Annotated in this window: 25 protein-coding genes; 14 read left to right on the top strand and 11 right to left on the bottom strand. The window is 64.2% G+C overall.

Going from position 1 to position 25,596, the window contains the following annotated elements; translation table 11 throughout:
• The first annotated feature begins 43 nt into the window (after positions 1 to 43).
• Genes V7D69_RS06350 through V7D69_RS06340 form a run of 3 tightly spaced genes read left to right on the top strand, consistent with a single transcriptional unit; the run spans position 44 to position 1,870 of the window.
• Positions 44 to 667: a ribonuclease D gene (locus V7D69_RS06350; protein ID WP_324062717.1), complete on the top strand. Its 624-nt coding sequence runs from the start codon at positions 44 to 46 to the stop codon at positions 665 to 667.
• Between the two features lie 40 nt (positions 668 to 707).
• Entirely contained in the window at positions 708 to 1,355 is a 648-nt protein-coding gene (gene lptC, locus V7D69_RS06345; RefSeq protein WP_324062719.1) for an LPS export ABC transporter periplasmic protein LptC, read from the top strand.
• Positions 1,352 to 1,870 (top strand): LptA/OstA family protein, encoded by a 519-nt coding sequence (locus V7D69_RS06340; protein ID WP_324062721.1) that lies wholly within the window; start codon positions 1,352 to 1,354, stop codon positions 1,868 to 1,870. The genes lptC and V7D69_RS06340 overlap by 4 nt, the downstream gene beginning before the upstream one ends.
• Positions 1,871 to 1,905: 35 nt before the next feature.
• On the opposite strand, the gene holA is transcribed toward V7D69_RS06340, so the two are convergent.
• The 4 genes from holA to V7D69_RS06320 all read right to left on the bottom strand — a co-directional run bounded on the left by holA (position 1,906) and on the right by V7D69_RS06320 (position 6,604).
• Complete coding sequence (gene holA, locus V7D69_RS06335) at positions 1,906 to 2,952, bottom strand: DNA polymerase III subunit delta (protein ID WP_324062722.1); 1,047 nt, start codon at positions 2,950 to 2,952, stop codon at positions 1,906 to 1,908.
• Between the two features lie 80 nt (positions 2,953 to 3,032).
• On the bottom strand, positions 3,033 to 3,512 hold the full coding sequence (gene lptE, locus V7D69_RS06330) for an LPS assembly lipoprotein LptE (protein WP_324062724.1): 480 nt from the start codon (positions 3,510 to 3,512) through the stop codon (positions 3,033 to 3,035).
• 29 nt (positions 3,513 to 3,541) lie between these two features.
• Positions 3,542 to 6,061, bottom strand: a complete 2,520-nt coding sequence (leuS, locus tag V7D69_RS06325) for a leucine--tRNA ligase (protein WP_333605362.1) — start codon at positions 6,059 to 6,061, stop codon at positions 3,542 to 3,544.
• Positions 6,062 to 6,136: 75 nt separating this feature from the next.
• A complete protein-coding gene (locus V7D69_RS06320) occupies positions 6,137 to 6,604 on the bottom strand; it encodes a DUF3576 domain-containing protein (protein ID WP_324062728.1) in 468 nt (155 codons plus the stop codon).
• A gap of 332 nt (positions 6,605 to 6,936) precedes the next feature.
• Here V7D69_RS06320 and V7D69_RS06315 point away from each other — a divergent pair, with 332 nt between their 5' ends.
• Both V7D69_RS06315 and phbB read left to right on the top strand, forming a co-directional pair.
• A complete protein-coding gene (locus V7D69_RS06315) occupies positions 6,937 to 7,647 on the top strand; it encodes a hypothetical protein (protein ID WP_324062730.1) in 711 nt (236 codons plus the stop codon).
• Between the two features lie 135 nt (positions 7,648 to 7,782).
• Entirely contained in the window at positions 7,783 to 8,505 is a 723-nt protein-coding gene (phbB, locus tag V7D69_RS06310; protein WP_324062732.1) for an acetoacetyl-CoA reductase, read from the top strand.
• 58 nt (positions 8,506 to 8,563) lie between these two features.
• On the opposite strand, the gene V7D69_RS06305 is transcribed toward phbB, so the two are convergent.
• The 4 genes from V7D69_RS06305 to V7D69_RS06290 form a co-directional block, all read right to left on the bottom strand.
• Entirely contained in the window at positions 8,564 to 9,292 is a 729-nt protein-coding gene (locus V7D69_RS06305; protein WP_324062734.1) for a TorF family putative porin, read from the bottom strand.
• 145 nt (positions 9,293 to 9,437) lie between these two features.
• On the bottom strand, positions 9,438 to 10,955 hold the full coding sequence (adh, locus tag V7D69_RS06300) for an aldehyde dehydrogenase (protein WP_414690964.1): 1,518 nt from the start codon (positions 10,953 to 10,955) through the stop codon (positions 9,438 to 9,440).
• A 197-nt stretch (positions 10,956 to 11,152) separates the two neighbouring features.
• Entirely contained in the window at positions 11,153 to 12,421 is a 1,269-nt protein-coding gene (locus V7D69_RS06295; RefSeq protein ID WP_324062737.1) for a chloride channel protein, read from the bottom strand.
• 75 nt (positions 12,422 to 12,496) lie between these two features.
• Positions 12,497 to 13,459: a GAF domain-containing protein gene (locus V7D69_RS06290; RefSeq protein WP_324062739.1), complete on the bottom strand. Its 963-nt coding sequence runs from the start codon at positions 13,457 to 13,459 to the stop codon at positions 12,497 to 12,499.
• A gap of 270 nt (positions 13,460 to 13,729) precedes the next feature.
• Between V7D69_RS06290 and bioF the strand changes: the two genes are divergently transcribed.
• The 7 genes from bioF (at position 13,730) to ahpF (ending at position 20,614) form a co-directional block, all read left to right on the top strand.
• On the top strand, positions 13,730 to 14,893 hold the full coding sequence (bioF, locus tag V7D69_RS06285; RefSeq protein WP_333605361.1) for an 8-amino-7-oxononanoate synthase: 1,164 nt from the start codon (positions 13,730 to 13,732) through the stop codon (positions 14,891 to 14,893).
• The gene (locus V7D69_RS06280; RefSeq protein ID WP_324062743.1) at positions 14,890 to 15,510 is read left to right on the top strand and encodes an alpha/beta fold hydrolase; all 621 of its coding nucleotides are present in this window, start codon (positions 14,890 to 14,892) and stop codon (positions 15,508 to 15,510) included. The genes bioF and V7D69_RS06280 overlap by 4 nt, the downstream gene beginning before the upstream one ends.
• Positions 15,507 to 16,262, top strand: a complete 756-nt coding sequence (locus V7D69_RS06275; protein WP_324062745.1) for a methyltransferase domain-containing protein — start codon at positions 15,507 to 15,509, stop codon at positions 16,260 to 16,262. The genes V7D69_RS06280 and V7D69_RS06275 overlap by 4 nt, the downstream gene beginning before the upstream one ends.
• Positions 16,263 to 16,267: 5 nt before the next feature.
• A complete protein-coding gene (gene bioD / locus V7D69_RS06270) occupies positions 16,268 to 16,903 on the top strand; it encodes a dethiobiotin synthase (RefSeq protein WP_324062748.1) in 636 nt (211 codons plus the stop codon).
• Positions 16,900 to 18,168 (top strand): adenosylmethionine--8-amino-7-oxononanoate transaminase, encoded by a 1,269-nt coding sequence (locus V7D69_RS06265; RefSeq protein ID WP_333605360.1) that lies wholly within the window; start codon positions 16,900 to 16,902, stop codon positions 18,166 to 18,168. The genes bioD and V7D69_RS06265 overlap by 4 nt, the downstream gene beginning before the upstream one ends.
• 163 nt (positions 18,169 to 18,331) lie before the next feature.
• A complete protein-coding gene (gene ahpC, locus V7D69_RS06260) occupies positions 18,332 to 18,898 on the top strand; it encodes an alkyl hydroperoxide reductase subunit C (protein WP_324062091.1) in 567 nt (188 codons plus the stop codon).
• A 126-nt stretch (positions 18,899 to 19,024) separates the two neighbouring features.
• Entirely contained in the window at positions 19,025 to 20,614 is a 1,590-nt protein-coding gene (gene ahpF, locus V7D69_RS06255; RefSeq protein ID WP_333605359.1) for an alkyl hydroperoxide reductase subunit F, read from the top strand.
• Positions 20,615 to 20,647: 33 nt separating this feature from the next.
• Here ahpF and V7D69_RS06250 read toward each other — a convergent pair whose 3' ends face one another.
• The 3 genes from V7D69_RS06250 to V7D69_RS06240 are packed head-to-tail and all read right to left on the bottom strand — an operon-like array spanning position 20,648 to position 23,188.
• The gene (locus V7D69_RS06250; RefSeq protein ID WP_333605358.1) at positions 20,648 to 21,229 is read right to left on the bottom strand and encodes a Smr/MutS family protein; all 582 of its coding nucleotides are present in this window, start codon (positions 21,227 to 21,229) and stop codon (positions 20,648 to 20,650) included.
• Positions 21,226 to 22,431 (bottom strand): murein transglycosylase A, encoded by a 1,206-nt coding sequence (mltA, locus tag V7D69_RS06245; protein ID WP_414690923.1) that lies wholly within the window; start codon positions 22,429 to 22,431, stop codon positions 21,226 to 21,228. The genes V7D69_RS06250 and mltA overlap by 4 nt, the downstream gene beginning before the upstream one ends.
• A gap of 55 nt (positions 22,432 to 22,486) precedes the next feature.
• Positions 22,487 to 23,188 (bottom strand): Tim44/TimA family putative adaptor protein, encoded by a 702-nt coding sequence (locus tag V7D69_RS06240; protein ID WP_333605357.1) that lies wholly within the window; start codon positions 23,186 to 23,188, stop codon positions 22,487 to 22,489.
• A gap of 258 nt (positions 23,189 to 23,446) precedes the next feature.
• Here V7D69_RS06240 and secB point away from each other — a divergent pair, with 258 nt between their 5' ends.
• Both secB and murJ read left to right on the top strand, forming a co-directional pair.
• Entirely contained in the window at positions 23,447 to 23,965 is a 519-nt protein-coding gene (gene secB / locus V7D69_RS06235; RefSeq protein WP_324061259.1) for a protein-export chaperone SecB, read from the top strand.
• Between the two features lie 42 nt (positions 23,966 to 24,007).
• Positions 24,008 to 25,585 carry a murein biosynthesis integral membrane protein MurJ gene (gene murJ, locus V7D69_RS06230; protein WP_324061258.1) on the top strand — a complete coding sequence of 526 codons (1,578 nt, stop codon included), beginning with the start codon at positions 24,008 to 24,010 and terminating at the stop codon, positions 25,583 to 25,585.
• Positions 25,586 to 25,596: the final 11 nt, after the last annotated feature.

Here is a 25,596-nt window from a genome sequence, read left to right as displayed (position 1 = left end):
CCCATTGCGAAACACCGGCCCAGTCCCTAAGCATTTTCGAACCATGGCTGTCTATCTCCACGAAGAAGATCTCCCCGAGGGCGTCCTCGCGCCGGGACCCGTCGCCATCGATACCGAGACGATGGGATTGATAACCCCGCGCGATCGCCTTTGCCTGGTTCAGATATCGGACGGACAGGGCGATGAGCATCTGGTGCGCTTCGCGCCGGACAGCAGCTATGCCGCGTCAAACCTGAAAGCGGTGCTGGGCGATCCGCAGCGGCTGAAACTCTATCACTTTGCCCGGTTCGACCTTGCGGCGATCCAGCATTACCTGGGGATAATGGCCGCGCCGGTGTTCTGCACCAAGATCGCCAGCAAGCTGGTGCGCACTTACACCGATCGCCATGGTCTGAAAGACCTGGTGCGTGAACTGCTGGGCAAGGAAGTGTCCAAACAACAGCAATCCAGCGACTGGGGCGCGCCGGAACTTAGCGATGCGCAAAAGGATTATGCCGCTTCGGACGTGCGTTATCTTCATGCCATGCACGAAATCCTGGTGGAACGCCTCGCCCGCGAGAAACGCACCGGGCTTGCCGAGGCGTGTTTCGCCTTCCTTCCGGCGCGCGCGCAGCTTGACCTTGCCGGTTGGCCGGACCACGACATCTTCAGCCACGAAGCCGCCTGAAGCCGCCTTGGCCGTGCATCACGCCGGAGCCTGATCGATCATGTCGGTGAAAGCCATCCAGATCCGCAATCGCCGCCGGCACTTCGCCACGCCGGGCGGTTCGCATGATCGGCTGGTGGGCTTTCTGGCGAAGGCGCTTCCGGCCGGCATCGGCGTGATCGCCGCGATCATGATCCTGGTCCCATTGTCGCCCCGCGGCGAGATCAGCTTCCTGCTTGATCGCCACAAGGTCGCGGTGACGAACGAGCGCATCAAGGTGAGTGACGCCGCTTACAAAGGGCAGGATAATCGCGGCCGCGATTTTGTGGTGACGGCCGGCACCGCTGTGCAGCAATCGGCAGACGTCCCGGTGGTCCAGATGCTCGATCTTTCCGCGCAGATGAGCCTCAATGATGGTCCCGCCCGCCTTCAGGCCCCGCGCGGGGCCTACAATTACGATGCCGAAAACATCGCCGTCTCCGGTCCGGTGCAGTTCTCCGCACCTGATGGCTACCGGATGACGACAAGCAACGTTTCGGTGGACGTCAAACGGAAAGTCGCGGTCGGCTCCGGCGGCGTTCAGGGCACTGTGCCCACAGGCACGTTCAGCGCCGGAACGATGACGGCCGACCTGGAAAACCGTACTGTGGTTCTGAATGGCAATGCCCGGCTGCACATGACCCCAGGGAAGATGAGGATACCCAAATGACGCTGCGTCATCCGCGCCGCCTGCCCTTTCGTGCTGCCGCTGCAGTCCTGCTCGTTGGCGCCACCGCCTTTGCCGCCGCCCCGCGCCTGGCCGCTCAAGTTTTTTCGGGGCACGATACCAATGCGCCGGTCGACTATTCGGCGGATCGGATTGAATTGCAGGACAAGCAGAATCGCGTCGTCCTGTCCGGCAATGTCGATGTGCGTCAAGGCGAGTTGCGGCTGCGCGCCGCACAGACCGTAGTCAACTTCACAAATGCCGGATCGCTTCAGATCCAACGCATCACTGCGAGCGGCGGGGTGGTCGTGACCCGGAACGACGAACTGGCGACCGGTGACGTCGGAGTTTACGATTTCAACCAGAGGATCATCACCATGACGGGAAATGCCTCGCTCAAGCGCGGCAATGGTGACACCTTGCACGGTGGCCGCTTCGTGATGGATCTCAAGAGCGGCGTCTCTTCGGCATCCGGCGGGCGCGTATCAGGTACTTTCACGGTTCCAAAGAAGGACTGAAAACACGTATTCCCGCCTTGATCCAAGACCGGCGATCAAGACCGAAACGATGGCCGGGCGGCGCCGATGGCGATCCTTGCAATGGTAAGCAACCCTTCCGACAGAAGCAGTTCCGCATCCTGGCTATTGGTCAGCAGTGCCTGATGCAATGAGATCAGCCGGGCCGCCAGCCGTTCCAGCCGCTGCCCGCGCCAGATTTTGAGCTGGGCCGTCAGCGCCGGCTGATCTTTCCAGAAAATGCGCCTTGCGCCGGCTTCGGCCTTGAGGAAAGCACTGACATCCGGATCGTGCCCCAAGCGCGCGTTAAGCGCGGCGAGTTGAGCGCTCCGACGCTCGAATGCCAACAGCAGGCCGACCGGGTTGATCCCAAGCTCGCGCATGCGCCTCAGCTCAGGCCCGACCGCCTCGCGCTTCCCGCCGAGCACAGCATCGACCAGCGGCCCGAAATCGTCATCCTCGGTCTTGGCGCTCACCGCGTCGAGGTCTGCCGTCGAAACCGGCCTGGGCGCCTCCGGGCTCGCATCAAGATAAAGCGCCAACTTGGTCACTTCGGAACGGGCAAGCCGGGTATCAAGACCGGAAGCTCTCGCGATCCTTTCGGCGATCTCACTGCCCATCTTGAGACCGGCGCCATTGGCCATCGTCCGCACCGATGCGGTCACCGCGCCCAAGTCCGGGGGATAGAACGTCGCGACCAGCCCATCCCGTTCGGCGATAAGCTTGGCCGTGCGCGATTTGTCTGTCGCCCCTGTAGCGACGATCAGCACCGGGCACGCCTGGACCGCGTTCTCCAACAGGATTTGCACGGCATCGTGCGCCTCATCACCCTGCGCGCGAACCCATATGTGGCGCGCGAACCCGAACAGCGAGCTGGAACGCGCCTCGTCGCCCAGCCGCACCGGGTCCTTGCGCAAGTCAGCGCCCGCAAGCTCCACCCGTTCGCCGGCCTCGGGCAGAAGCGAAACGATCCGCGCCGCCGCATCATTCGCGCCCGCCTCATCCGGCCCACAGAAGAAGAAGACCCGCGCCTGCCGGGCGGCCCGTTCGGCAAGACCGGCGAAGTCCTTTTGAGTGGCCTTCATGGACGCGGGGCCTCGATTTCAGTCCTGTCCGTCATCCCGTTCAGGGCGGGACAGCGAACGCCTTCCATATCGTGCCGCCGTCACTGAACCGTGTCGCCGCGCAGGCGCAGGGCAACGCTGGTGACGATGCGACTGGCCACATCCTTCGAGAGGTTTTCCAGCGCCGTCTGTTCAGCAGCAATCGTCGCATAGTCGGAAGAGACCACATCAATGCCGGCGTCCGACCCGGCAGTGGCGTCAAGCACGACTTCGCCGCTTGAAACGTTCACAAGCTGATAGCGTGCCCGCAAGGTGCGCCGCTCCCGGCCGATGGTGTCGTTCGACAGCAGGGCGAAACCCTCAAGCTTGTCGTCAAGCCGCACGTCCAACCGATAACGTGGCGCGGTGCCGCCTTTGCCGGAACCCAGTTCGTCCACCAGGGCATTGCGGACCAGCCATCCCGCGCGCCCTTCGATCGCCGAAACCTGGACGTCAGCCAGCCCCCGCGCGACCGCGCCGTTGCCGCCGCCCGCATACATCGGGTGAAGACCACAGCCTGCAAGCATCGGCGTCACGAGCATCAAGGCTCCTGCAAGGACGAGCGGTCGCCTCACGCGACGAGATTCACCAGACGGTCAGGCACTACGATCACCTTGCGCACTTCGGCTCCATCGAGAGCACGCTGCACTTTCTCGCTGGCAAGGGCAAGCGCCTCAAGCTCCTCTTTGCCGGTGCCCTTGGCGACCGTCACGGTGTCGCGCAGCTTCCCTTTGACCTGGATGGCAATGGTGACCTCGTCATCCACCAAGAGCGCCGGATCGACCGGCGGCCAGGCGGCATTGGCGATCAGGCCCGCCCCGAAGGCGGTAAAGGCTTCTTCCGCCAAGTGCGGCATCATCGGCGAAACAAGCAGCAAAAGCGTGCGGATCGCGTCCGAACGGCTGGCGGAAGGCGCTGCCTTCTCGATCACGCCGGTCAGTTCGTAAATACGCGCAACGGCCTTGTTGAAGCCCAGCGATTCGATGTCCTCGGCCACCGCCGCAACGGTCTGATGCGCCTTGCGGTCGACCGCCTTGTCCTCACCTTCCGCTGCCGCATCGTACTGGCCGAACAAGCGCCACAGGCGCTGGACGTAGCGCGCGCAGCCCTCGATCCCCGCTTCCGACCAGGGCAGATCACGCTCGGGCGGGCTGTCGGAGAGCATGAACCAGCGGATCGCGTCGGCGCCGTAAGTCGCGACGATCTCATCCGGATCGACGACGTTCTTCTTCGACTTCGACATCTTGATGACGCGGCCGATTGCTACCGGCGCGCCATCGGCCTTGAGCGTCGCACCTTCGGCGGAGCGTTCGACCTCGCCGGGTGAGAAGAAGATCGGCTGTCCGTTCTCGGGATTCTTCCGTTCGTAAGTCTCGTGCGTGACCATGCCTTGCGTGAACAGGCTGGCGAAAGGCTCCTTCACTTCGATCTTGCCGATGCGGGCGAGCGCGCGGGTCCAGAACCGGGCGTAAAGCAAGTGCAGGATCGCGTGCTCGATGCCGCCGATATATTGCTCCACAGGCAGCCATTCGCGAATCCGCGCGGGATCGAACGGTCTGTCGTCCGGCTGGCTGGCAAAGCGTAGGAAGTACCACGAAGAATCGACGAAGGTATCGAGCGTGTCCGTCTCGCGCCGCGCCGGCTTGCCGCATTGCGGGCAATCGACATGCTTCCATGTGGGATGACGGGCCAGCGGGTTGCCGGGCACTGAGAAATCGACGTCCTCAGGCAGGGTCACCGGAAGCTGCTTTTTCGGCACCGGGACAACGCCGCAGATCTCGCAGTGAATGAACGGGATCGGCGTGCCCCAGTAGCGCTGGCGCGAAACGCCCCAGTCGCGCAGGCGCCACACGGTTTTTCCTTCGCCCCAGCCCTGGCTTTCAGCGCGGTCGATGACGGCAGCTTTGCCCTCGGCAACGGTCATTCCGGTGATGAAGCCCGAATTGACGCATACGCCGTCTCCGGCCTCCGCTTCACCCTCGAAGGGCTTGTCCGCTTCCTTGACGCTGGCGGCGATCACCCGCTTGATCGGCAGGCCGTACTTGCTGGCGAACTCAAAGTCGCGCTGATCGTGGCCCGGCACCGCCATGATCGCGCCGGTGCCGTAGTCCATCAGGACGAAATTGGCGATGAAGACCGGCAGGTATTCGCCCGTCATGGGATGCTTCGCGCCAAGGCCGGTATCGAAGCCCAGCTTCTCCGCCGTCTCCAGCTCGGCGGCGGTGGTGCCGCCCTGTTTGCACAAGTCGATGAACTTCGCCGCGTCGCAATTGGCCATGGCCACCGCCTGTGCGACCGGGTGATCGGCGGCGACCGCAACGAAGCTGGCGCCGAAGATCGTGTCGGGCCGGGTGGTGTAAACATCCAGTTCCTCGCCGTTCGACAGCGCGAAGCGAAACTGCAAGCCTTGGCTCTTGCCGATCCAGTTCTCCTGCATGGTCCGGACTTTCTCCGGCCACTTCTCCAGCGTGGAGAGCCCTTCAAGCAGTTCCTCGGCAAAGTCCGTGATTTTGAGGAACCACTGGCTCAGCTTGCGCTTCTCCACGAGCGCTCCGGAGCGCCAGCCGCGCCCGTCGATCACCTGTTCGTTGGCGAGCACCGTCTGGTCGATCGGGTCCCAGTTGACTGCCGATTCCTTGCGATAGACGAGCCCGCCCTCATAAAGATCGAGGAACAGCGCCTGTTCGTGGCCGTAATATTCCGGATCGCACGTGGCGACCTCTCGGCTCCAGTCCAGCGCGAAGCCCAGGCGCTTCAACTGCGCCTTCATGTTGGCGATGTTCTGGCGCGTCCAACCGCCGGGATGAACGCCCTTTTCCATCGCCGCGTTCTCGGCAGGCATGCCGAAGGCATCCCAGCCCATCGGGTGAAGCACTTCGAAGCCCTTCATCCGCTTGTAGCGCGCCAGCACATCGCCCATCGTATAATTGCGCACGTGGCCGATGTGGATGCGCCCTGACGGATATGGGAACATCTCCAGGACATAGCTGCGCGGCTTCGCGCTCGCATCATCAGCCTTGAAGCACTGCGCCTCGTCCCACGCCGCTTGCCAGCGCGTGTCTGCCTGAGCCGGATCGAACCGCTCGGTCATGTCTGTCTTGTCTCCTGCGGGCCGACTCTGTCGTTGGGTGCGGCCGCCCGCGAAATAGATCAACCGCGCTGGCGATCAACCGCCCATGGAATTGCGGCGCAAGTCACGCGCGCGCGTCAGGATGATATCTTCCAGCTTCTGCACGGTGGCAGCCTGCACCGGCGCCGCGGCCCAGCCGCCGCCCTGCGCCACCTCGCGCACCGCCGTCACTTTCAGCGCATCGGCGCGCAAATCCTGGTCAAGGATCATGACCGAGACCTTCACCCGTTCGCCGGGGTTCTTCGGGTTGGCATACCAATCCGTGATGATGACGCCGCCCGCGCTGTCCGACTGGACCAGCGGCATGAACGAAAGCGTATCAAGGCTGGCCCGCCAGAGGTAGCTGTTCACACCGATCGTGGTCACCTGCGAGGGCGCCATGGCGGCTGCCACGTGCTTCTTCTTGCCGCCGCAGCCGGCCAGCGCGAGCGCCGCCACGCCGCAAAGGGCCGCCGTCACCAGCGAGCGAGCGGTGAAAAGGCCGGTATCGGTGGTGCCTGTCATTGTCGTTCCCAGTTCCTGTCTTGGCCGGCATGCGCCGGGAACCGGAGCCTGCCATCAAACGCCTCTATAACCGCCGTTGCACCGGCGGCAAGTGCGCGTTCCTCGCCATTCCCGGCTAAACCGCTGCTGAACCGAGTCGCGGGAAGGGGCGCAGGCCAGTGGTTAGCCTCTCCCCCGTGCGATCAGGCTGTGTTAATATCGTCTCGCGAGTATGCCGGGCCAGGCTGGATTTGGCCGGGCGAACGTGCTGGCGGGCAGACAAACAGGCAACAGGGCTGACAATGGTTTCGGAGCGCGGAATTGCGTCGAGAGGCAGTATGAAGGCAGGAGCGATGCTCGCCGCGAGCGTGGGCGTGCTTGCGCTGCCCAGCGCCGTGCTCGCCTTTTCCGCTGCCAGCTTCTCCTCGCTGTCAGCGCCGCCCAATCGTCTCGATTCGCTGGATCCGGAGGGGTCGCCGGAAAACCTCGCGCGGGTGATCGCCATGCGATCATTGGCCAAGGGGCAACCCTTTCCGTTCACGCCGGCCGGCACTCCCAATCGAACGGATCGTTCGGTCACCGTTGCCGTTCGCGTCGATCCAGAGGCGGCGAAGGCGATCATCGTGCACAACAGTTCGCAGATCGCGCAGAGCACGGGCGAGCCGGGACGACTGCGCTTCTCCCCCGCTGCCTTCAACCTGGGCGTTTCGCGGGGTTATCAGAACTTCGCACAGGATCTTGTCCCGCAGGCCCCCAGCCGCCCGCTGGCGGAAATGCCTGACATCAGAAAGTTCAGCCTCCAACCCGGCGCGCCCGACAACGCCAATTCGCGGTTCAGCACGCGCCTTTCACTTGACGAGAAGCGCGCCGCCGGGCGGGCTCCGCGCACTTTCGCTGGAGATCCGGCGGGCGAGGTGGACCTGAGCGGCGCCTACCGCGTGACGGAGAATCTCGATGTTACCGCCGGTGTCCGCTATTCCCAGGAACGCGAACGCCTGTCCCCGCTGACGGACGGTAGGCAGGATAGCCAGGCGGTCTACGTAGGCACGCAGTTCCGTTTCTGATTTAGGCAACTGTGGTTGCGCAATCAGCAACCGCGATTTCTTGCTGGCTGCGTCGAACCGTGGCCCGTCCACCTTGCTCAAGGACCTTGCATTTCCTAGCCTGCGCCGCGGATGCACACTAGCGAAAGGCTTGTCATGGCACGCGTTGCAATTGTTACCGGTGGGACCAGGGGTATCGGTGAAGCCATCTCGCTGGCACTGAAGGATCGAGGCCACAGTGTCGTCGCGAATTACGCTGGAAACGAAGAGAAGGCTCGAGCCTTCATGGAGAAGACGGGCATCCCTGCCTACAAGTGGGATGTCGGTGACCATGAGGCATGCCTGGACGGGTGCGAGCGGGTGGCCGCCGAAGTAGGTCCGGTCGACATCGTCATCAACAATGCCGGCATTACTCGCGACGGCGTGCTGCACAAGATGAGCTTCGATGACTGGAACGAGGTCATGCGCATCAATCTTGGCGGCTGCTTCAACATGGCCAAGGCGACTTTTTCCGGCATGCGCGACCGCGGCTGGGGCCGCATCGTCAATATCGGCTCGATCAACGGCCAGGCCGGCCAGTATGGCCAAGTGAATTATGCCGCCGCCAAGTCCGGCATTCACGGCTTCACCAAAGCGCTGGCGCAGGAAGGCGCGAAATACGGAGTGACTGTAAACGCCATAGCGCCGGGTTATATCGATACCGACATGGTCGCCGCCGTGCCGGGGCCGGTGCTTGAGAAAATCGTCGCAAAGATTCCGGTCGGCCGCCTTGGCCACGCTTACGAGATCGCACGCGGCTGCGCTTTCCTCTGCTCCGAAAACGCGGCCTTCGTCACCGGATCGACGATGAGCATCAACGGCGGCCAGCATATGTATTGATGCAAAGATGGGGCGGCGGCATCGGCTGCCTCCGCCCCTCTTCCCCAGCGATCTGCATTCAGAAGCTGATCGCCAGCGACCCAACTACCCGCGCGCGGCTGAGACGGTTTTTCGCGCGGTCGGTGTCATAATAACCTGCCGAAGCCGTTGCACCTGACAGCACCCGGTAGGAAAGCCGCGCATTCCAAGTGGTATAATCCCCGGATACATGGCTGATCTGCTGATGGCCGACGGCAGCATGGACGCTCAGCTTGTCGATCAGCGGATAATTGCCCGAAAGCTCAGCATAGAGCGCTGGATTGCCGGAACCGAAATAATCGCCGGTGTAATAGGCTGAGGCGGTCACCGATCCCTTGCTGACCGGCACTGTCAGCGCCAGCTTGCCTTCCAGCGTATCGATCTTCACGGGCGAATCGACGTAACCGTATCGCACGAAGCCTGCATCGACCTTTGCCGCGCCCAGGTTGAGGACATAGCCGCCCCACAAGTCGTATTCCTGGTCGATCCCGAGAAAATCGACATTCTCGGTGCCCGCGCCGGCATAGAACCCCTTGTAGGCCACGTTCGCCGTGGCGAAGACCGCCGCGTGATTGGCAGACTGGCTGACGCCGCGCCAGACGTAATCCGTGGCGGCGGACAGACCGAAGCTGAGCTTGGGGCTGTCCGAAACGGTCGTTTGCGGTTCGGCCGCCGGAGTCTTGTCGTGATAATTGGCGGCGTCCTGCGCCATGACGGCAGCGGGCGGCATCGTGCAGGCGGCCACCGCCGCCAGAATGGTCATTCTCATCAGGTAATTCTTCCCTGTCGGCGTCAGACCTTCGCGCGGCCCGCGCCTTATTTGCTTTTGAGGTGTTTGTTGGAGGCTTGAGAGAAACGTCCGGCGCGGGCGAGTGAGGAGAGAGCGCGGCTACCCGCGCCGGACGCAGGCGCCCTTAGAAGAAGCCCAGCTTCTTCGGGCTGTAGCTGACCAGCAGGTTCTTTGTCTGCTGATAATGGTCAAGCATCATCTTGTGCGTTTCGCGCCCGATGCCGGACTGCTTGTATCCGCCGAAGGCCGCATGAGCGGGATAGGCGTGATAACAGTTCGTCCACACGCGCCCCGCCTGGATCGCCCGGCCGAAACGATAGCAGGTATTGATGTCGCGGCTCCAGACGCCCGCTCCAAGGCCGAACTGGGTATCATTGGCGATGGCAAGCGCCTCATCGGCGTCCTTGAAGGTCGTGGTGGAAACCACCGGTCCGAAAATTTCCTCCTGGAAGATCCGCATCTTGTTGTGCCCCTTGAACACAGTCGGCTGGATGTAATAGCCGCCCGCCAGTTCCCCGCTCATCTGCGCGGCATGGCCGCCGATCAGCACTTCGGCCCCTTCGTTGCGGCCGATGTCGAGATAGCGCAGGATCTTGTCCTGCTGCTCGGCTGACGCCTGCGCGCCGATCATCGTTTCCAGGTCCAGCGGGCTGCCCTGCTTGATCGCCGCCACGCGCTTCAACGCGCGTTCCATGAACTTGTCGTAGATCGATTCCTGGATCAGCGCCCGGCTGGGACACGTGCAGACCTCCCCCTGGTTAAGCGCGAACATCACGAAACCCTCGATCGCCTTGTCAAGGAAGTCGTCGTCCTCGTTCAGTACATCGGCGAAGAAAATGTTCGGGCTCTTGCCGCCCAGCTCCAGCGTCACCGGGATCAGGTTCTCGCTGGCATATTGCATGATGAGCTTGCCGGTGGTGGTCTCGCCGGTAAAGGCGATCTTGGCGATGCGCTTGGAACTGGCGAGTGGCTTGCCCGCTTCCAGCCCGAAACCGTTGACCACATTGAGCACGCCCGGCGGCAAGAGATCGCCCGCCACCTCCATCAAGACCATGATGGAGGCCGGGGTCTGCTCCGCAGGCTTGAGCACCACGCAATTGCCGGCAGCAAGCGCTGGCGCCAGTTTCCACGCGGCCATCAACAGCGGGAAGTTCCATGGAATGATCTGACCGACCACCCCCAGCGGCTCGTGGATGTGATAGGCCATCGTGTCATGGTCGATCTCACCGATGGAGCCTTCCTGCGACCGAATACAGCCGGCGAAATAACGGAAGTGATCGATGGCCAGCGGGATGTCCGCCGCGGTCGTCTCGCGGATCGGCTTGCCGTTGTCCCAGGTCTCCGCCAGCGCCAGCTTGCCCAGGTTCTCTTCCATGCGATCGGCAATGCGGTTGAGGATCAGCGCACGCTCCGCCGGGCTGGTGCGACCCCAAGCATCCTTGGCGGCGTGCGCGGCATCGAGCGCCAGCTCCACATCGTCGGCGTCGGAACGCGCGACTTGGCACACCGGCTTGCCGGTGATCGGCGATACATTGTCAAAGTAACGGCCCGCCTGGGGGGCAACCCAGCGGCCACCGATAAAGTTGTCGTAGGTCTTGGCGAAAGGCGTCTGCAGAGCACCGGCGCGCTCGGATACCACCATGTCCATTTCTCGATCCTCTCACTTCGGGCGGACCATCGTGTCCGTCTTCCGGATCAGACATGCGCGATTCGTTCGCGCCCATGGAGGGGGGAGCCGGGACGAAGGAGCCCGGATTGTCTCAATGCCGAGACAACACCGCGATAGACCTTGCGGCAAGCGATTTTGAGAGAACCCGGCGTCCCTTGCTACCTTTTTTGTCAGAACTGCCGGGAAAGCGCGTGATACAGCTTCTGCGGACAAATGGCAGCGCTCACCCAATCGGCGAGCAGGGCCGTCGCGAAAAGAGGAAGGATCATGCTGCGCGCCGCAGTCATTTCCGTCATGATGATGACCGCGGTGAGAGGAGCTCGCACCACACCCGCGAAATAGCCGATCATGCCCAACAGCACGATCGCGCCGGCCGCATCTCTCGGAAACATCTGCGCGATCAGTTGGCCAAGCCCTGCTCCTACTGACAGGGAGGGTGCGAAAATACCTCCTGGAGCGCCGCTGATGGCGGTCGCCAGCGTCGCCGCGAACTTGAATGGCCCGAAGGTCAGAGACGCCGTGTCGCCTGACAGCAGCATGCGGGTCGTTTCATATCCGGTTCCCCAGCTCGTGCCTTTGCTGAGCACGCCGACCAGGGCGACGACCATCCCGCAACCGAAGGCGAGAAGGATCGGATGCGCGCGAAGCGTCACCACAGCCGGATGGCGCGACCATGCCAAAGACACCAGCGCGCGTGCAAAAATGCCGCCCACCAATCCGCCCAGCACGCCCGCGAGCGGCGCCACCAGCAGCATCGCGCGCAACGGCAGGCTTTGCGTGACCATGCCGAAATAGATATAGTCTCCGTCCAGACCCAAGCTTACCAGACCAGAGATCATTACCGCCGCCATTACGAACACCGCTACCCGCTGTTCGAAGGCGGCCGCCAGTTCCTCTATGGCAAATGCCACTCCGGCCAACGGCGTGTTAAAGGCGGCGGCAATGCCCGCCGCACCGCCCGCGATAATCACGCCGTTCGTGATCGGAACTTTGAACAAGCGATGAATTGCGGCAACAATGGCGGCGCTGATCTGAACAGTCGGCCCTTCTCGCCCCACCGATCCACCGACCAGCAACATGGCTATGGTCCCCACATATTTGGCTGCGGCTGTCCTTAACGATATCAGCGGGCCATAGCCCTTCTCGTCCGGCTTTTCGACCGCCGCCATGACTTGCGGAATGCCGGAGCCGCGCGCCACGGGAAACCAGCGCCGCGTCGCGAATGCAACGCCTGCGAAGACGCACGGAGTCAGGATCAGCGCCAGGCCGGGATGGGCATGATCCAACCTGAAGAAAAGGTGTTGGGCCAGTTCACCGCTGCGCGTGAACGCTATAGCCACGAGGCTGAGCAGCACGGCGCCGACAACAGCGGCCATCCGGGCCTGGATAACCTTGGCATTCAAACGGCCGAGAGTGGGGAGCGAGGCTTTGCGGGACATGTCAGTCCAAACCTAGCGATGCCGGGCGACGAAGGCGAGCATGTATAGGCAGAAGCGCGCGCTGCCCGCCGGTTCTTAATGCACGCCGCTCATTCCCGCCCTTTCCATGCGCCGGTACATCGTCGCGCGGCCGATCCCCAGCAGGCGGGCAGCTGCGGCGACGTTGCCGCCTGAACGGGCTAGGGCCTGGCGCAGCACCGTGCGTTCGCCATCCTCGAAGCCGCCCGGCCCGTCCTGACCCAGCACGTCCGCCAGCGGACGGGGCGCAAGGGTGGTGTCCCCGCCGAAACCAAGCTGCTTTCTGGCCGTGCGGGTCGCGCCGATGACCAGGTCGTCGCGATCCACCGCCAGCAGCGAAGGTCCGCTGCTACGGCTCTCTCCAGCTAGTACGATCCGCGCCTGTGCGAAGCGGCGGCAGAAATAGTCGCGCTCGATCGCGCGTGCCGCATCCTGCACCAGCGCTGCGATCAACGCGGCCATCGCATCATCATGATCCGGCCGCGCGCTGGAAACATCAAGCGCCGCGACCAGCCGACCGTCGGGATCGAAGATCGGAGCGTCCATGCAGGAAACGCCGATATTGCGGCTGGCGAAGTGTTCGTTACGCAGGATCGTCACCGGCCGCTGTTCAACCAGGCAAGTGCCGATCCCGTTAGTGCCTTCCGCCGCCTCGCTCCACAGGCCCCCCGCCGCCAGGCCCACCGCATCGTACAAGCCCGCCTCTGCAATGCCGGAGCAGGCTTCCAGCACGACTCCGTCCACATCGGAAAGGATCACGCAAGCGCCCGTCCGCCCCACGGAACCCAATAGAGTGTCCAGCACCGGCGCGGCCACCGCCAGCAACTCGCCATTGGCATCGCGCAGCGCCGCAAGCTCACCTTGACTTATGCGCGCACCGGGACGGGCCCCCGCCGGGTCCAACCCATGGCGCAGGGCCGAGCGGCACCAGGACGCGGCCACCGCCGAAAGCGCGGCAGCACTGCCTGACTGGACGATATCAAGCACTCTGTCGCTGTGATTGGACCTTTCGCGCGCCATGCCTCAGCCATCCCCTGCCGCGCCAACCGGCGTTCACGCCAGTCCCTTTTCGCCGCGGCTCACCCTCTCCTATCGCTCTCAGGAGTGCGACGACCTTGATCCAGAACAAAGATCATTCGCAAAGCCCTGGCGGCGAGTGTCTCGAGAACGAGACGGCTTGGCATGCTATCATAAGACTGACGCTCCGGCGACGCGCATAAAGGTACGCGACATTCCCAAACCAAGCTCAGCCATTGTGCAGACGCGCGCCATGCCATACCGGCTGCGGCGATGAGCCGGCTTGATTCCCTTCTTGAGGCCGCCCTGGCGCGGATCGAGCGCGCCGGCCAGCGGCGCGCCCTGCGTGCGACAGCGCTGGCTCCGGGCGGACGCGTTCTGCGTGAGGGGCGCGAGCTGGTCGATTTTTCCAGCAACGATTATCTTGGCCTTGCCGGTCACCCGCTGCTGGTTGCGCGCGCGCGCGAATGGACTGCTCGTTACGGCGCCGGCTCGGGCGCGTCGCGCCTGGTGACGGGTACGAGCGACGCGCATCTCGAACTTGAGGCAAAGATCGCCGCGTTCAAGAGAACTGAGGCCGCACTGATCTTCGCCAGCGGCTGGCAAGCCAACGCCACGATCATTCCCGCGCTGCTGGCGGCGATGCCGGGCGTCGCGGTGTTTGCGGACCGGCTAATCCACGCCAGCATGCACGCCGGGCTCGCCATGGCCGGCGTTCGGCAGCACCGCTTTCGCCACAACGATCTCGATCACTTGGAAGTACTGCTGGCGGAGAAGGGCACGGCGGCTCCCGCGCGGCTGATCCTGACGGAAAGCGTGTTCTCCATGGATGGCGACCGCGCCGATCTGTCCCGCCTTGCCGCTTTGGCTGAGCGTTACGACGCAGCGCTATTCGTTGACGAGGCACATGCGACAGGCGTGCTCGGCCCCGGCGGCCGCGGTCTGATCGCGGAGGTCGAAGGCAAGATCGACCTTGTCATGGGCACCTTCAGCAAGGCGCTGGGCGGCTTCGGCGCTTATGTCGCGGGATCGCGCGTGCTGATCGATTACCTCGTCAACGCGGCGAGCGGCTTCATCTTCAGCACCGCGCCGCCACCCGCAGTGCTGGGCGCTATTGACGCGGCGCTCGATCTCGTGCCGGGAATGGAGGCCGAGCGCGTGCATCTGGCGGCGCTGGGGGAACGCTTGCGGGCGGGGCTTGGCGCGCTGGGATTCGACCACGGGGCCTCCTCGACTCAGATCGTACCCGCGGTGATCGGCCCGGAAAGGGATGCGCTGGCACTCTCCGTCAGGCTTGAAGCGGCGGGCTTTCTTGCCGCGGCCATCCGCCCCCCGACAGTACCGGCAGGCACTAGCCGCTTGCGCCTGGTCTTGCGCGCCAGCCACACCGAAGCGGATGTCGATGGCTTGCTGGCGGCCATCAAGGCCGCGCGATGAAACTGCTGTTCGCGCATGGCTGGGGTTTCGACCGGCACTTCTGGCAGCCGCTTGCAGCACTGCTCTCCCAATGGCCGTGCGAGATCGACGACCGGGGCTATTTCGGCGTGCCCGACCGACCCGAAATCGAAGAACCATGCCTGGCCGTTACGCATAGCTTCGGCACGATGCGCGTGCTTGCCAATCCGCCCGCCAGGCTTGCCGGGATCGTAGCGATCAACGGCTTTGAGCGCTTTACCGCGTTCCCCGGCAAGCCGGGCGTACCCTTGCGCGTGGTGGATCGCATGTTGCGCCGGTTCGATGAGCATCCGAGCCACGTGCTGGCCGACTTTCGCCAAGCTTGCGGTTGCCAGGAACCGTTCGGGGAGATTTCAGTCACACCGCTCCATGCCGACCTGCTGCGCCTGCGCGATGCCCAGCCGCCCCTGCCCCGCGTGCCGGTGATTGCCTTGCACGGCGGGCGCGACCCGATCCTTCCGCCTGACATGCGCGGCACGGTGTTTTCCGGCTGCGACGTGCGCAGGCTGCTTCACGAGGCGGCCGGTCACCTGCTACCCCTTGAAGCGCCCGAACTCTGCGCGCAGGCGGTGCGCGGCGCCATGGAAACATTGGCGTGACGGAGGGGCGGCGCAAGATCGCGCGCGCTTTTGCCGGCGCGCGCGAATATGATCGGCACGCCCTTGTCCAGCGCCGGGTCGCAAAGAGGCTTGCCGATCGCATCGCCGCGCTTCCCCTGCCCCCTGCGCCGCGTGTGCTGGAGATCGGCTGCGGCACAGGCTTTTTGACTGAGGCGCTCCTCGCACGCGGGATCGGCGGCGAATGGCTGGTCACGGACATCGCCCCCGAAATGGTCGACCGATGCCGCGAACGTTTGGGAGAAAAGCCCGGTCGCCGCTTCGCCGTGCTCGATGGAGAGCGAGGCGTCGTGACTGAAGGCTCCTTCGATCTGATCTGCTCCAGCCTGGCGCTGCAGTGGTTCGACGACGCGCCCGCGGCCCTGCACCGGATGGCCGGATGGCTCGCGCCTGGTGGACACTGCCTGGTTTCAACGCTTGGCCCAGGTAGTTTCGCGGAATGGAGGGCGGCTCACGCGGCCGAGGGGCTTTCCGCCGGCACACCCTCCTTCGCGCCCGTCGATGCATTCAGCGCACTCGGTCCAGAAGCATTGATCGTGGAGAACGTGATCGAACGCCATGTCGACGCGCGCGCTTTTCTGCGTGCGGTGAAGGCAATCGGCGCGGGCACGGCCGATCCCGCGCACCGCCCACTTTCGCCGCGCGCCTTGCGCCGGGTGATGGCCACGTTTGACCGAAACGGATGCGAAGTGACGTACGAAGTGGTGACCTGTCATTTGCGCCGCGCTAGGTGAAGGCCATGACCGGGCGCACCATCATCGTCACCGGCACGGACACCGGGATCGGCAAAACCGTCTTCGCCGCCGCGCTGGCGGGCGCGTTGAGCGCGCACTACTGGAAACCGGTGCAGGCAGGGGTCGAGGCGGACGGCACGGACGCGGAGCGAGTCGCGCGCCTGGCAGGATTACCCAGCGATCACATGCTTTCCGAAGCTTATCGCCTTACCACCCCCTGCTCGCCCCATCTGGCGGCGGAAATCGACAGCGTCGTCCTTGATCCGGCTCGCCTCGCTCTCCCGCAAGTCGATGGACCGCTGGTAATCGAGGGGGCCGGCGGCGTGCTGGTGCCTCTAACTCGTCAGATCACTTATGCCGACCAGTTCGCACAGTGGCAGGCGCCTGTGGTGCTGGTGGCCCGCACGACGCTGGGCACCATCAATCATTCGCTGTTATCGATCGAGGCTCTGCGGCGACGCGGCGTATCAATGCTGGGCGTGGCCTTCGTGGGTGATGCGAATGAGGACAGCGAGGCGACGATCTGCGCCATGGGCGAAGTCCACCGGCTCGGCCGTCTGCCGATGCTTGCGCCGCTGACGCCCGAAGCGCTGCGGGTCGCCTTCGCGGCGAATTTCCGGTTGGAGGATTTCGCGCCATGAACACCTTCGATCACGGCTCGTCCATCTGGCACCCCTTCACGCAGCACGGCCTCGGGGAGCCGATCCCGCTCATCGCCCGCGCCGAAGGGGCGCTGCTGCACACAGCAGACGCCGAGCCCTTCGTCGACGCGATCTCTTCCTGGTGGGTGACCACGCACGGTCATTGCCACCCGCGCATCATGGCCGCCATCGCACAGCAGGCGCAAAAGCTGGACCAGATCATCTTCGCGGGCTGGACTCACGAGCCGGCGGAGGATGTAGCGCGAAACCTGCGCGCGATCATGCCGGAGAGCCTGACCAGGGTGTTCTTCTCCGATTCCGGCTCCACCAGCGTGGAAGTCGCGCTGAAAATGGCGCTCGGTTACTGGCATGGCCGAAACGAGCCGCGCCACCGCATCGTGGTGATGGAACAAAGCTATCACGGCGATACCATCGGCGCGATGTCCGTGGGCGCGCGCGGCGTGTTCAATCGCCCTTACGAGCCCCTGCTGTTCGATGTGGCCCGCATCCCCTTCCCCCATCCCGGTGCGGAGCAAGCCACGCTGGATGCGCTGGAGAGCTTCTGCAAGGCGCGCCAGACCGCCGCGCTGATCGTGGAGCCTCTCGTGCTCGGCGCCGGAGGCATGCTGATGTACGGCGCGGAAACCCTGGCCGCCATGCACGCGATCTGCCAGCGCCACGGCGTGCTGTTCATTGCTGACGAAGTGATGACCGGCTGGGGCCGCACCGGCACTCTGCTCGCCTGCGACCAGGCCGGCGTCGTGCCAGACATCCTGTGCCTTTCCAAGGGATTGACCGGCGGCGCCGTACCGCTCGCCGTCACCATGGCGAGCGAACCCGTCTTTCAGGCTCATTGGTCGGCGGACCGGGCGCGGATGTTCTTCCACTCCTCCAGTTATACTGCCAATCCCATCGCCTGCGCGGCGGCCGGCGCCAATCTGGCGATCTGGCGGGAAGAACCGGTGCTGGACCGGATCGCCACGCTCGCGGCCCGCCAATCCGCCTGGCTGGAGAAACTGGGCCGCTTCTGCCACTTCGACAATCCGCGTCAATGCGGCACGATCGCCGCCCTGGATCTGAAAACGCGCGGAGAAGGCGGCTATATGGACGATCTCGCTCCGCTCCTGATGACCTTCTTCCGCGACCGGGGGGTGCTGCTGCGGCCGCTGGGGAATACGGTCTACGTGATGCCGCCTTACTGCATAACCGAAGAGCAACTGGGCCAAGTATGGGATGCCATCGGGGAAGCTGTGATTTCGTTTTAAGCGTAACAGACAGATCGCATCTCATCGACGCAATCGCACAATCCATCGCCCGGTGATCGGCGCATTCGATCAGGCCAATCGATTCATCGCGCTACAAATCGTCACGCGAGGGGCCTATCTCCCTTTTCGTCAGTTCAACACCTAATCGAGGGAGCATATGACCATGGGTATCATCGGCAGCACCATCAAGCCGTTCAAGAACACTGCGTTCCAGGCCGGCAAGGATTTCTTCGACGTTACCGAAAAGGACATTGCCGGCAAGTGGGCCGTGTTCTTCTTTTATCCGGCCGACTTCACCTTTGTTTGCCCGACTGAACTGGAAGATCTGGCCGACCAGTACGAGACCCTGAAGGGCATGGGCGTGGAAGTGTTCGGCGCTTCGACCGACACGCACTTCAGCCATAAGGCATGGCATGACACCTCGGAAAAGATCGGCAAGTGCGGTTATGCCTTCCTGGGTGACCAGAACCATGACCTGACCAACAACTTCGGCGTGCTGCGCGAGGGCGTGGGCCTGGCTGACCGCGCCACCTTCGTGGTCGATCCCGACGGCGTGATCCAAATCATGGAAATCACGTGCGAGGGCGTGGGCCGCAACGCTGCAGAGCTGGTCCGCAAGATCAAGGCTGCTCAGTATGTGCGCGCTCACCCCGGCCAGGTCTGCCCGGCCAAGTGGGAAGAGGGTAGCGAAACCCTCGCGCCTTCGCTGGACCTCGTCGGCAAGCTCTAACAGCGCCGCAACTCTTCGGGTTGCGCGCGAAAGGCGCGCGGTCTGGGGCTCCTTCCCTCCCCCTCCCCCCAGGGAGCCCCGGGCCGCGCCCACTTCCTCTTGCATATCCTCAAGGACTCATTTCCGATGCTTGACGCCAACCTGAAGCAACAGCTTTCCCAATACCTCGCCATGCTGCGCGAGCCGATCGAGCTCGTCGCCTCGCTGGGCCAAGACGCCAAGTCAGCCGAAACGCGCGAACTGCTGACGACGATCGCCGACTTGTCCGACAAGGTCACCGCCACGTTCGACGGTGATGACGCGCGCAAGCCCAGCTTCATCATTCGCCGCGCATCCGACGCGGGCGCCTGGGTGCGCTTCGCCGGGGTGCCGCTTGGCCATGAGTTCACTTCGCTGGTTCTTGCCCTGCTTTGGGCCGGCGGCCATCCGCCCAAGGTTTCCGAAGAAGTGCTGGCCCAGATTCGCAGCCTCGAGGGCAGTTTCGATTTCGAGATGTACTTCTCGCTTTCGTGCCACAATTGCCCCGATGTGGTGCAGGCGCTGACCCTGATCGCGCTGAACAATCCGCACGTCACCGTTACCCTGATCGAAGGCGGTGCATTCCAGGACGAGGTTGAGGCGCGCGGCGTCATGGCCGTGCCTGCCGTGTTCCTGAATGGAGAAATGTGGGCCTCTGGCAAGATGAGCGCGGAGGAAATTCTCGCCAAGCTGGACACGGGCGCCGACGCCAGGGCGGCCGCCAAGCTGGCCGGTAAGGATCCCTTTGAAGTGCTGGTCATCGGTGGCGGCCCCGCCGGCGCCTCCGCCGCGATCTACACCGCGCGCAAGGGCTTTTCCACTGGCCTTGCGGCCGAGCGCTTCGGCGGTCAGGTGCAGGACACCATGGGTATCGAGAACTTCATTTCGGTTCCTTACACCGAAGGGCCCAAGCTTGCCGCCGCACTGGAACAGCACGTCAAGGAATATGAGATCGACGTGATGAACCTGGCCCGCGCGGAGCAGCTGATCCCGGCGAAGGAGCTGGGCGGCTATCACGAGGTGGTTTTTACTAATGGCGCTTCGCTCAAAGCGCGGTCGCTGATCCTCACCACAGGCGCGCGCTGGCGCAATCTGGGCGTGCCGGGCGAGGCCGAATACCGCACCAAGGGCGTGGCCTATTGCCCGCACTGCGACGGCCCGCTGTTCAAGGGCAAGCGCGTAGCGGTGATCGGCGGCGGCAACTCGGGCGTGGAAGCGGCAATCGATCTGGCGAACATCGTCGGCCACGTGACGCTGATCGAATTCGATCCGAAGCTGCGCGCCGATCAAGTGCTGCAGGACAAGCTGCGCTCGATGAGCAATGTGGAAATTATCGTCTCCGCCCAGACCACCGAGGTCACCGGCGATGGCGAGAAGGTCAACGGCCTCTCGTACAAGAACCGCGAGACCGGCGGGGAAAAGCACATCGAGCTGGAAGGCGTATTCGTCCAGATCGGCCTGGTGCCCAATACGGAGTGGCTGAAGAACTCGGGCCTGGCGCTCTCACCACGGGGCGAGATCATGGTCGACGAGAAGGGCGCCACTAATCTGCCCGGCGTGTTCGCGGCGGGCGATGCCACTACGGTGCCTTACAAGCAGATCATCATCGCTATGGGCGAGGGGTCGAAGGCGGCACTTTCGGCCTTCGATTACCTGATCCGCAACGAGACTCCGGCCGAGATCGCACAAGCGGCCTGACAATATCGGCAGCGGGAGCCTTCAGGGCTCCCGCTAACGCCGCCTCTTCAACACCAGGTATATGGCCCCCGCGCCGCCGTGGCGCCGGTGCGCTCCGCGTACTGCAACGATATCCTCGGCATAAGGGCTGGCCGCCAGCCAATCGGCTATTTTCGCGCGGATGGCTCCGCGGCGTTCGCCCCGGTCCATCGCATCAGCAGGGCGCGGCTTCCCGGTGACGACCAGCACCACCCGCGCGCCCATGGCCTTGGCCTGGGCCAGGCCATTCATCAGGCGGGAATAAGCGACTTCCAGGTTCGCGCCGTGAAGATCCAGGCTGAAATCGGGGACCAGCGCGCCCTTCGCAATCCGCTTCTCCCATGATCCGTCAAGGTGGAGTGGACTATCTCCCCCGGCCTTGGGGAAAGCCGGTTTCACGGGCGGCGGCGGGACTCGGCCTTTGATCTTCTTCGCTTTTACCGGCGATGACGGAGGCTCCGGGCCAACTTTCTGCGGCGCGGCCGCCTCACGTGGAAGCGGTTCCGGTTCGTCCTTTTGCAGAGGCGTGACCGTGCGCGTCACCTGAGCCCAGACTTGCGCTTCCTCGGCCGTCAATCGCCGGTTCGGACGTCTCATTGCGCGCCGAGGCGGGCCAGCGTCCCCTTCGGCACCAGCACCAGCGCGTCACCGCGCCCGCTCATGCCCCCGGCGGTCGCCTGCGCCTGGTCGCCGGCGCCCCAGAACGTGTCGAAGCGATTGGGTCCCTTGATGGCGCCGCCCGTATCCTGCGCGATCCACAGGCCGTCCGCCTCGCGCCGGTCGAGGTCGAGCCATACCGGCGCGCCCAGCGGCACGTAACGCGGATCTGCGGCGACCGAGCTGCCCGAACGCACGGGCACACCCAAAGCGCCGAGCGGCCCATCACCGGTCAGTTCCTTGAAGAACACATAGGAACGATTCTCATCCATCAGGGCCTGACCCTCGGCGGGATGATCGCGGATGTACTGGACGATCCCCTGCATCGATCCGGAATACTGCCCCGGTCCGGTGCCGATCAATCCGCGCTGGCGCATCAGACCGCCGATGCCGGTATAAGGCAGGCCATTCTGTCCGGCGTAGCCGATGCGCATCACGGAGCCGTCCGGCGCCCGCAGCCGGCCGGAACCCTGCACCTGGAGAAAGAAGAACTCGACCGGATCGGCGACCCACGCGATCTCCAGTCCGCGTCCCATCAGCGCGCCCTGTTCGATCGCCGCGCGGTCATAATATTCGGTGAAACTACCATCCGAACCATAGCGTCCGAGCGGCATCCTGCCGTCGGCGAGAGGAGGCGCGTCGCCCGGTCTGGCCCGCACGAGGTCAGGCGGCATCTTGTAAACCGGCACGTCGAGGCCCGGCAGGCGCGCGCGCGAACCGGCGATCTCGGGCTCGTAATAGCCGGTCGCGTAAGCCTTTCCGTCGCCGACCCGAACAGTCTCGAAATAGCTGGCGAAGAACAGGACCGCCGAGCCGGAGCCCCAGTTGAGAGCGGCAGTGCAAGCGGTGCGCCAATCGTCCGGGCGCGTCAGGCCGCTACCGTCCACCCGTGACGAGACGCGTGGGCAGCTTTCCCGGAAAGACGTCAATGCGGCTGCAGCATCCTTTTCGGAAAGGGACAGACCGGCTATCGATGGTCCGGCAGTGATGCCCAAAGCCACCGCGGTTTCCGCCGGCGGGGTCACGGGAGTTGTGCCCCGAGGGATCATCCCGGCGCATCCACCGAGCAAAAGCAGCAGCAAGAGGGGTACGAACCCGCGCGGCCCAGGTCTGCTTTCGCGCCGCTTGGGCACCTCCCACATCCGCAAAATTCGGATCTCCTGTGCGAAAACTGCCGGCGGCCCTAGGCGGGCGGCGTCAGCCTGCGTCAGTTTCGGTCAGCAGCCAATCGGGGTCAGGGGAATTCAGGGGCCGCGAGAACGTCCAGACGTCCACCGCTTCCACCGCGTCATCCAGCGATCCGGCAATCACGTCCCCTGCAACATCGCGCGTCACTGCGGCAATATCGGCGCGGAAGCGCAAGGTAATGCGCGCTGCGCCGCTGTCCACGCCGGCGGCAACCACGCTGCATTCTTCGATCCGGACAAGCCGGTTGTCGAGCGTTTCGCCGGCGGCAAGGCGCGCGTCTATGGCGCTGGTGAAAGCGCCATAGACATCCGCGTCGCAAAGCTGCCGAAGCTCGGCTTTGTCGCCCTTCCAGAATGCTTCCAGGATCATGCGATAAGCGCCGCGCGCGCCTTCGAGAAAAGCAAACGCATCGAACCGGCGGTCCGCACTGGCAATCTCGGCCAGGCCGCGTTCCGCGGGGGGCGGCGCCAACGGCATTTCTCGCGGGCGCGGCGCCGTTTCCATGCGCGCGCGATCCTCCGCCTTGGCCTCGGTCTTGGTGTCCGGCTGCGGTTGGGCGGGGAGGCGCGGCGCGCCCGGACGGCCCTGACGCCCTTCAAAGCGTCCCTGGATCGGCTCTTCCTCGTGCTCGGCACGACGGCCCAGCACGGAATACAGCCGCAGCCCCAGGAATGCTGCGATCATGGCCAGAATCACTATTTCCGGTGTCACGTCCCTTTATCCATCCCTTTCGCCGTGCGTTCGCGCCATTCAGGACTCGCGCTCCAACGCACCAACATAGCGTGAGATAGGTACGGTTTACAAATGAACAACGCGTGAGCGGGCGGGCCGCGCCATTTTTTCGCTGACCCGTGGGCCGGACGCAACGGTGCCGCTTCATCTTTTTCCCGTGCAAGAGGTGTTCCAAGCGGAGGCAAAATGCTCTAGTCGCGCCGGCGACAACAGGATTCATCGCGGGAAAAGCGCATCATGGCCGACGAAGGCAACATCATTTCCGACATCAAGCTGGGCAATGGCGAGGATACCGCCCCGACTGCGGGCATTATCTCCCAATACGTCAAGGATCTCTCAGTCGAGAACCCCAGCGCGCCGCAAAGCTTTTCCTGGCAGGACGCGCCGCAGATCGATGTGCAGTTCAACATCGGCGCGCGCGCCATCGAGGGCGAGGTGCATGAAGTGGAACTGAAAATCACCTGCGCCTCCAAGACGGATGCGGGAACGGCCTTCGTGGTGGACCTGAGCTATTGCGCGCTGGTGGGCATGCGCAATCTGGACGAAGGGCAGGCTCACGCGTTCCTGTTCGCCGAGGCGCCCCGCATCCTGTTCCCCTTTGCCCGGCGGGTCATCGCCGACGCGGTGCGCGACGCGGGCTTCGCTCCGCTGATGCTGGAGCCGGTCGACTTCAACGGCCTGTACGTCCAGCAACTGCAAGCCCAGGCTCAGCAAGAGGCGGATGCAGCGCAAGGCGAACCGGCCGGCAACGCCTGATCTCTGTTCGGGTAAGGTGCCCGACCCCGTGAAGTCCGCCCGGTGAATCTCGCCAAGGCCCTTGCCGGCGTGGGCGGCCTGACGCTGGCCAGCCGCGTGCTGGGCCTGGTGCGCGACAGCTTGTTCGCACGGTTCATCGGCGCGAGCTTCGCGTCCGACGCTTTCCTGATCGCGTTCCGCCTGCCCAACATGTTCCGCGCGCTTTTCGCCGAAGGCGCCTTTGCATCAGCCTTCATCCCGATGTTCAATCAGAAGGTCGCCGACCCTGAGGGGCCGGGGTTGCCGGCCGGGATAACGTTTGCAGAACAGGCGCTTTCCGTACTGCTGCCGGTGCTGCTGTTCATGACTCTGGTGCTGGAGGTCTTTGCCTGGCCGGTCACTTTCCTGCTGTCAGGGCGGTTCAACGGGGTCACCCACGAACAGTTCGCTTATGCCGTCACGCTGAGCCGGATCACCATTCCCTATCTGATGCTCATCAGCCTGGTCTCGCTGCTGGGCGGCATTCTCAATTCGCTCAACAAGTTCTGGGTCAACGCCGCGGCGCCGATCCTGTTGAACCTGACGCTGATCGTGGCTCTGCTGGGCTTCCATTCCAGCGACCCGTTGGTGACGGCGCGCAACCAATCGATCGGCGTCACGGTTTCGGGCGCGCTACAGCTGCTCTGGCTGATGTGGGCCTGCCGCGCCAACGGCGTTTCCATGCGCTTGCGGCTGCCGGTGTGGAATGGGGACGTCAAGCGTCTGCTGAAGCTGATCCTGCCCGCCGCCGCCGGGGCCGGCGCGGTGCAGATCAATCTGGTGATCTCGACCGCGCTTGCGGCCTCGATGCTCGCGCACGGTTCCGTGACCTATATTTACATGGCGGACCGCCTGAACCAGCTCCCTCTCGGGCTGATCGGCATCGGCCTCGGCACCGTACTGCTGCCGACGATTTCGCGCCAGTTGGGAGGGGGAGAGGACGCAGCCGCGATGGAAACGCAGAACCGCGGCCTTGAACTCGCGCTGCTGCTCACGCTGCCCGCGGCGATTGCGCTGATCGTCTGCGGTGAGCCGATCGCGGCCGCCCTGTTCGGCTACGGCAAGTTCGATGCCGGCGATGTTCACCGCACCGCTCAGGCGCTGGCCGCCTTTTCCATCGGTCTGCCCAGCTATATTCTGGTGAAAGTGCTGACCCCCGGCTTCTACGCCCGGCAGGATACCAGCACGCCGGTGCGCTATGCCATGATTTCCATGGTGGTGAATCTGGCCGGCAACCTCATCCTGATCCTGCCGCTGAAGCACATGGGCCCACCGCTCGCGACCGCGATAGCCTCCTCCATAAACGTTCTGATGCTGTACCTGACGCTGGTGCGTCGCGGGCATTTTCATCTCGATGCGCGCCTCAGGCGCCGGGCCCCGCGTCTGGCGCTGGCTGCGCTGGCGATGGGCGTGGCGCTGTGGTTTGGCCAGGATCTGATGATCCCCTACATTCACGGCGCCTGGCTGGTCCGGGGGCTGGCGCTGGCGGTGCTCGTCTCTGCAGGCGGCCTTGTCTACGGAATGGCGACGATCGTACTGGGCGCGTTCACCAAGGACGACCTCGCCCTTCTCCGGCGACGGCGCTCGCGAAACGCCGGGTAAGGCTTCCATGG

The organism is Novosphingobium sp. (assembly GCF_036733805.1).
Lineage (GTDB): Bacteria > Pseudomonadota > Alphaproteobacteria > Sphingomonadales > Sphingomonadaceae > Novosphingobium.
This window is presented reverse-complemented; position numbering and strand designations above follow the sequence as displayed.

Coding starts and splice junctions, on each gene's coding strand:
- V7D69_RS06350 (WP_324062717.1), top strand. CDS start 44: ATGGCTGTCTATCTCCACGAAGAAGATCTCCCCGAGGGCGTCCTCGCG.
- lptC (WP_324062719.1), top strand. CDS start 708: ATGTCGGTGAAAGCCATCCAGATCCGCAATCGCCGCCGGCACTTCGCC.
- V7D69_RS06340 (WP_324062721.1), top strand. CDS start 1,352: ATGACGCTGCGTCATCCGCGCCGCCTGCCCTTTCGTGCTGCCGCTGCA.
- holA (WP_324062722.1), bottom strand. CDS start 2,952: ATGAAGGCCACTCAAAAGGACTTCGCCGGTCTTGCCGAACGGGCCGCC.
- lptE (WP_324062724.1), bottom strand. CDS start 3,512: ATGCTCGTGACGCCGATGCTTGCAGGCTGTGGTCTTCACCCGATGTAT.
- leuS (WP_333605362.1), bottom strand. CDS start 6,061: ATGACCGAGCGGTTCGATCCGGCTCAGGCAGACACGCGCTGGCAAGCG.
- V7D69_RS06320 (WP_324062728.1), bottom strand. CDS start 6,604: ATGACAGGCACCACCGATACCGGCCTTTTCACCGCTCGCTCGCTGGTG.
- V7D69_RS06315 (WP_324062730.1), top strand. CDS start 6,937: ATGCTCGCCGCGAGCGTGGGCGTGCTTGCGCTGCCCAGCGCCGTGCTC.
- phbB (WP_324062732.1), top strand. CDS start 7,783: ATGGCACGCGTTGCAATTGTTACCGGTGGGACCAGGGGTATCGGTGAA.
- V7D69_RS06305 (WP_324062734.1), bottom strand. CDS start 9,292: ATGAGAATGACCATTCTGGCGGCGGTGGCCGCCTGCACGATGCCGCCC.
- adh (WP_414690964.1), bottom strand. CDS start 10,955: ATGGTGGTATCCGAGCGCGCCGGTGCTCTGCAGACGCCTTTCGCCAAG.
- V7D69_RS06295 (WP_324062737.1), bottom strand. CDS start 12,421: ATGTCCCGCAAAGCCTCGCTCCCCACTCTCGGCCGTTTGAATGCCAAG.
- V7D69_RS06290 (WP_324062739.1), bottom strand. CDS start 13,459: ATGGCGCGCGAAAGGTCCAATCACAGCGACAGAGTGCTTGATATCGTC.
- bioF (WP_333605361.1), top strand. CDS start 13,730: ATGAGCCGGCTTGATTCCCTTCTTGAGGCCGCCCTGGCGCGGATCGAG.
- V7D69_RS06280 (WP_324062743.1), top strand. CDS start 14,890: ATGAAACTGCTGTTCGCGCATGGCTGGGGTTTCGACCGGCACTTCTGG.
- bioD (WP_324062748.1), top strand. CDS start 16,268: ATGACCGGGCGCACCATCATCGTCACCGGCACGGACACCGGGATCGGC.
- V7D69_RS06265 (WP_333605360.1), top strand. CDS start 16,900: ATGAACACCTTCGATCACGGCTCGTCCATCTGGCACCCCTTCACGCAG.
- ahpC (WP_324062091.1), top strand. CDS start 18,332: ATGGGTATCATCGGCAGCACCATCAAGCCGTTCAAGAACACTGCGTTC.
- ahpF (WP_333605359.1), top strand. CDS start 19,025: ATGCTTGACGCCAACCTGAAGCAACAGCTTTCCCAATACCTCGCCATG.
- V7D69_RS06250 (WP_333605358.1), bottom strand. CDS start 21,229: ATGAGACGTCCGAACCGGCGATTGACGGCCGAGGAAGCGCAAGTCTGG.
- mltA (WP_414690923.1), bottom strand. CDS start 22,431: ATGTGGGAGGTGCCCAAGCGGCGCGAAAGCAGACCTGGGCCGCGCGGG.
- secB (WP_324061259.1), top strand. CDS start 23,447: ATGGCCGACGAAGGCAACATCATTTCCGACATCAAGCTGGGCAATGGC.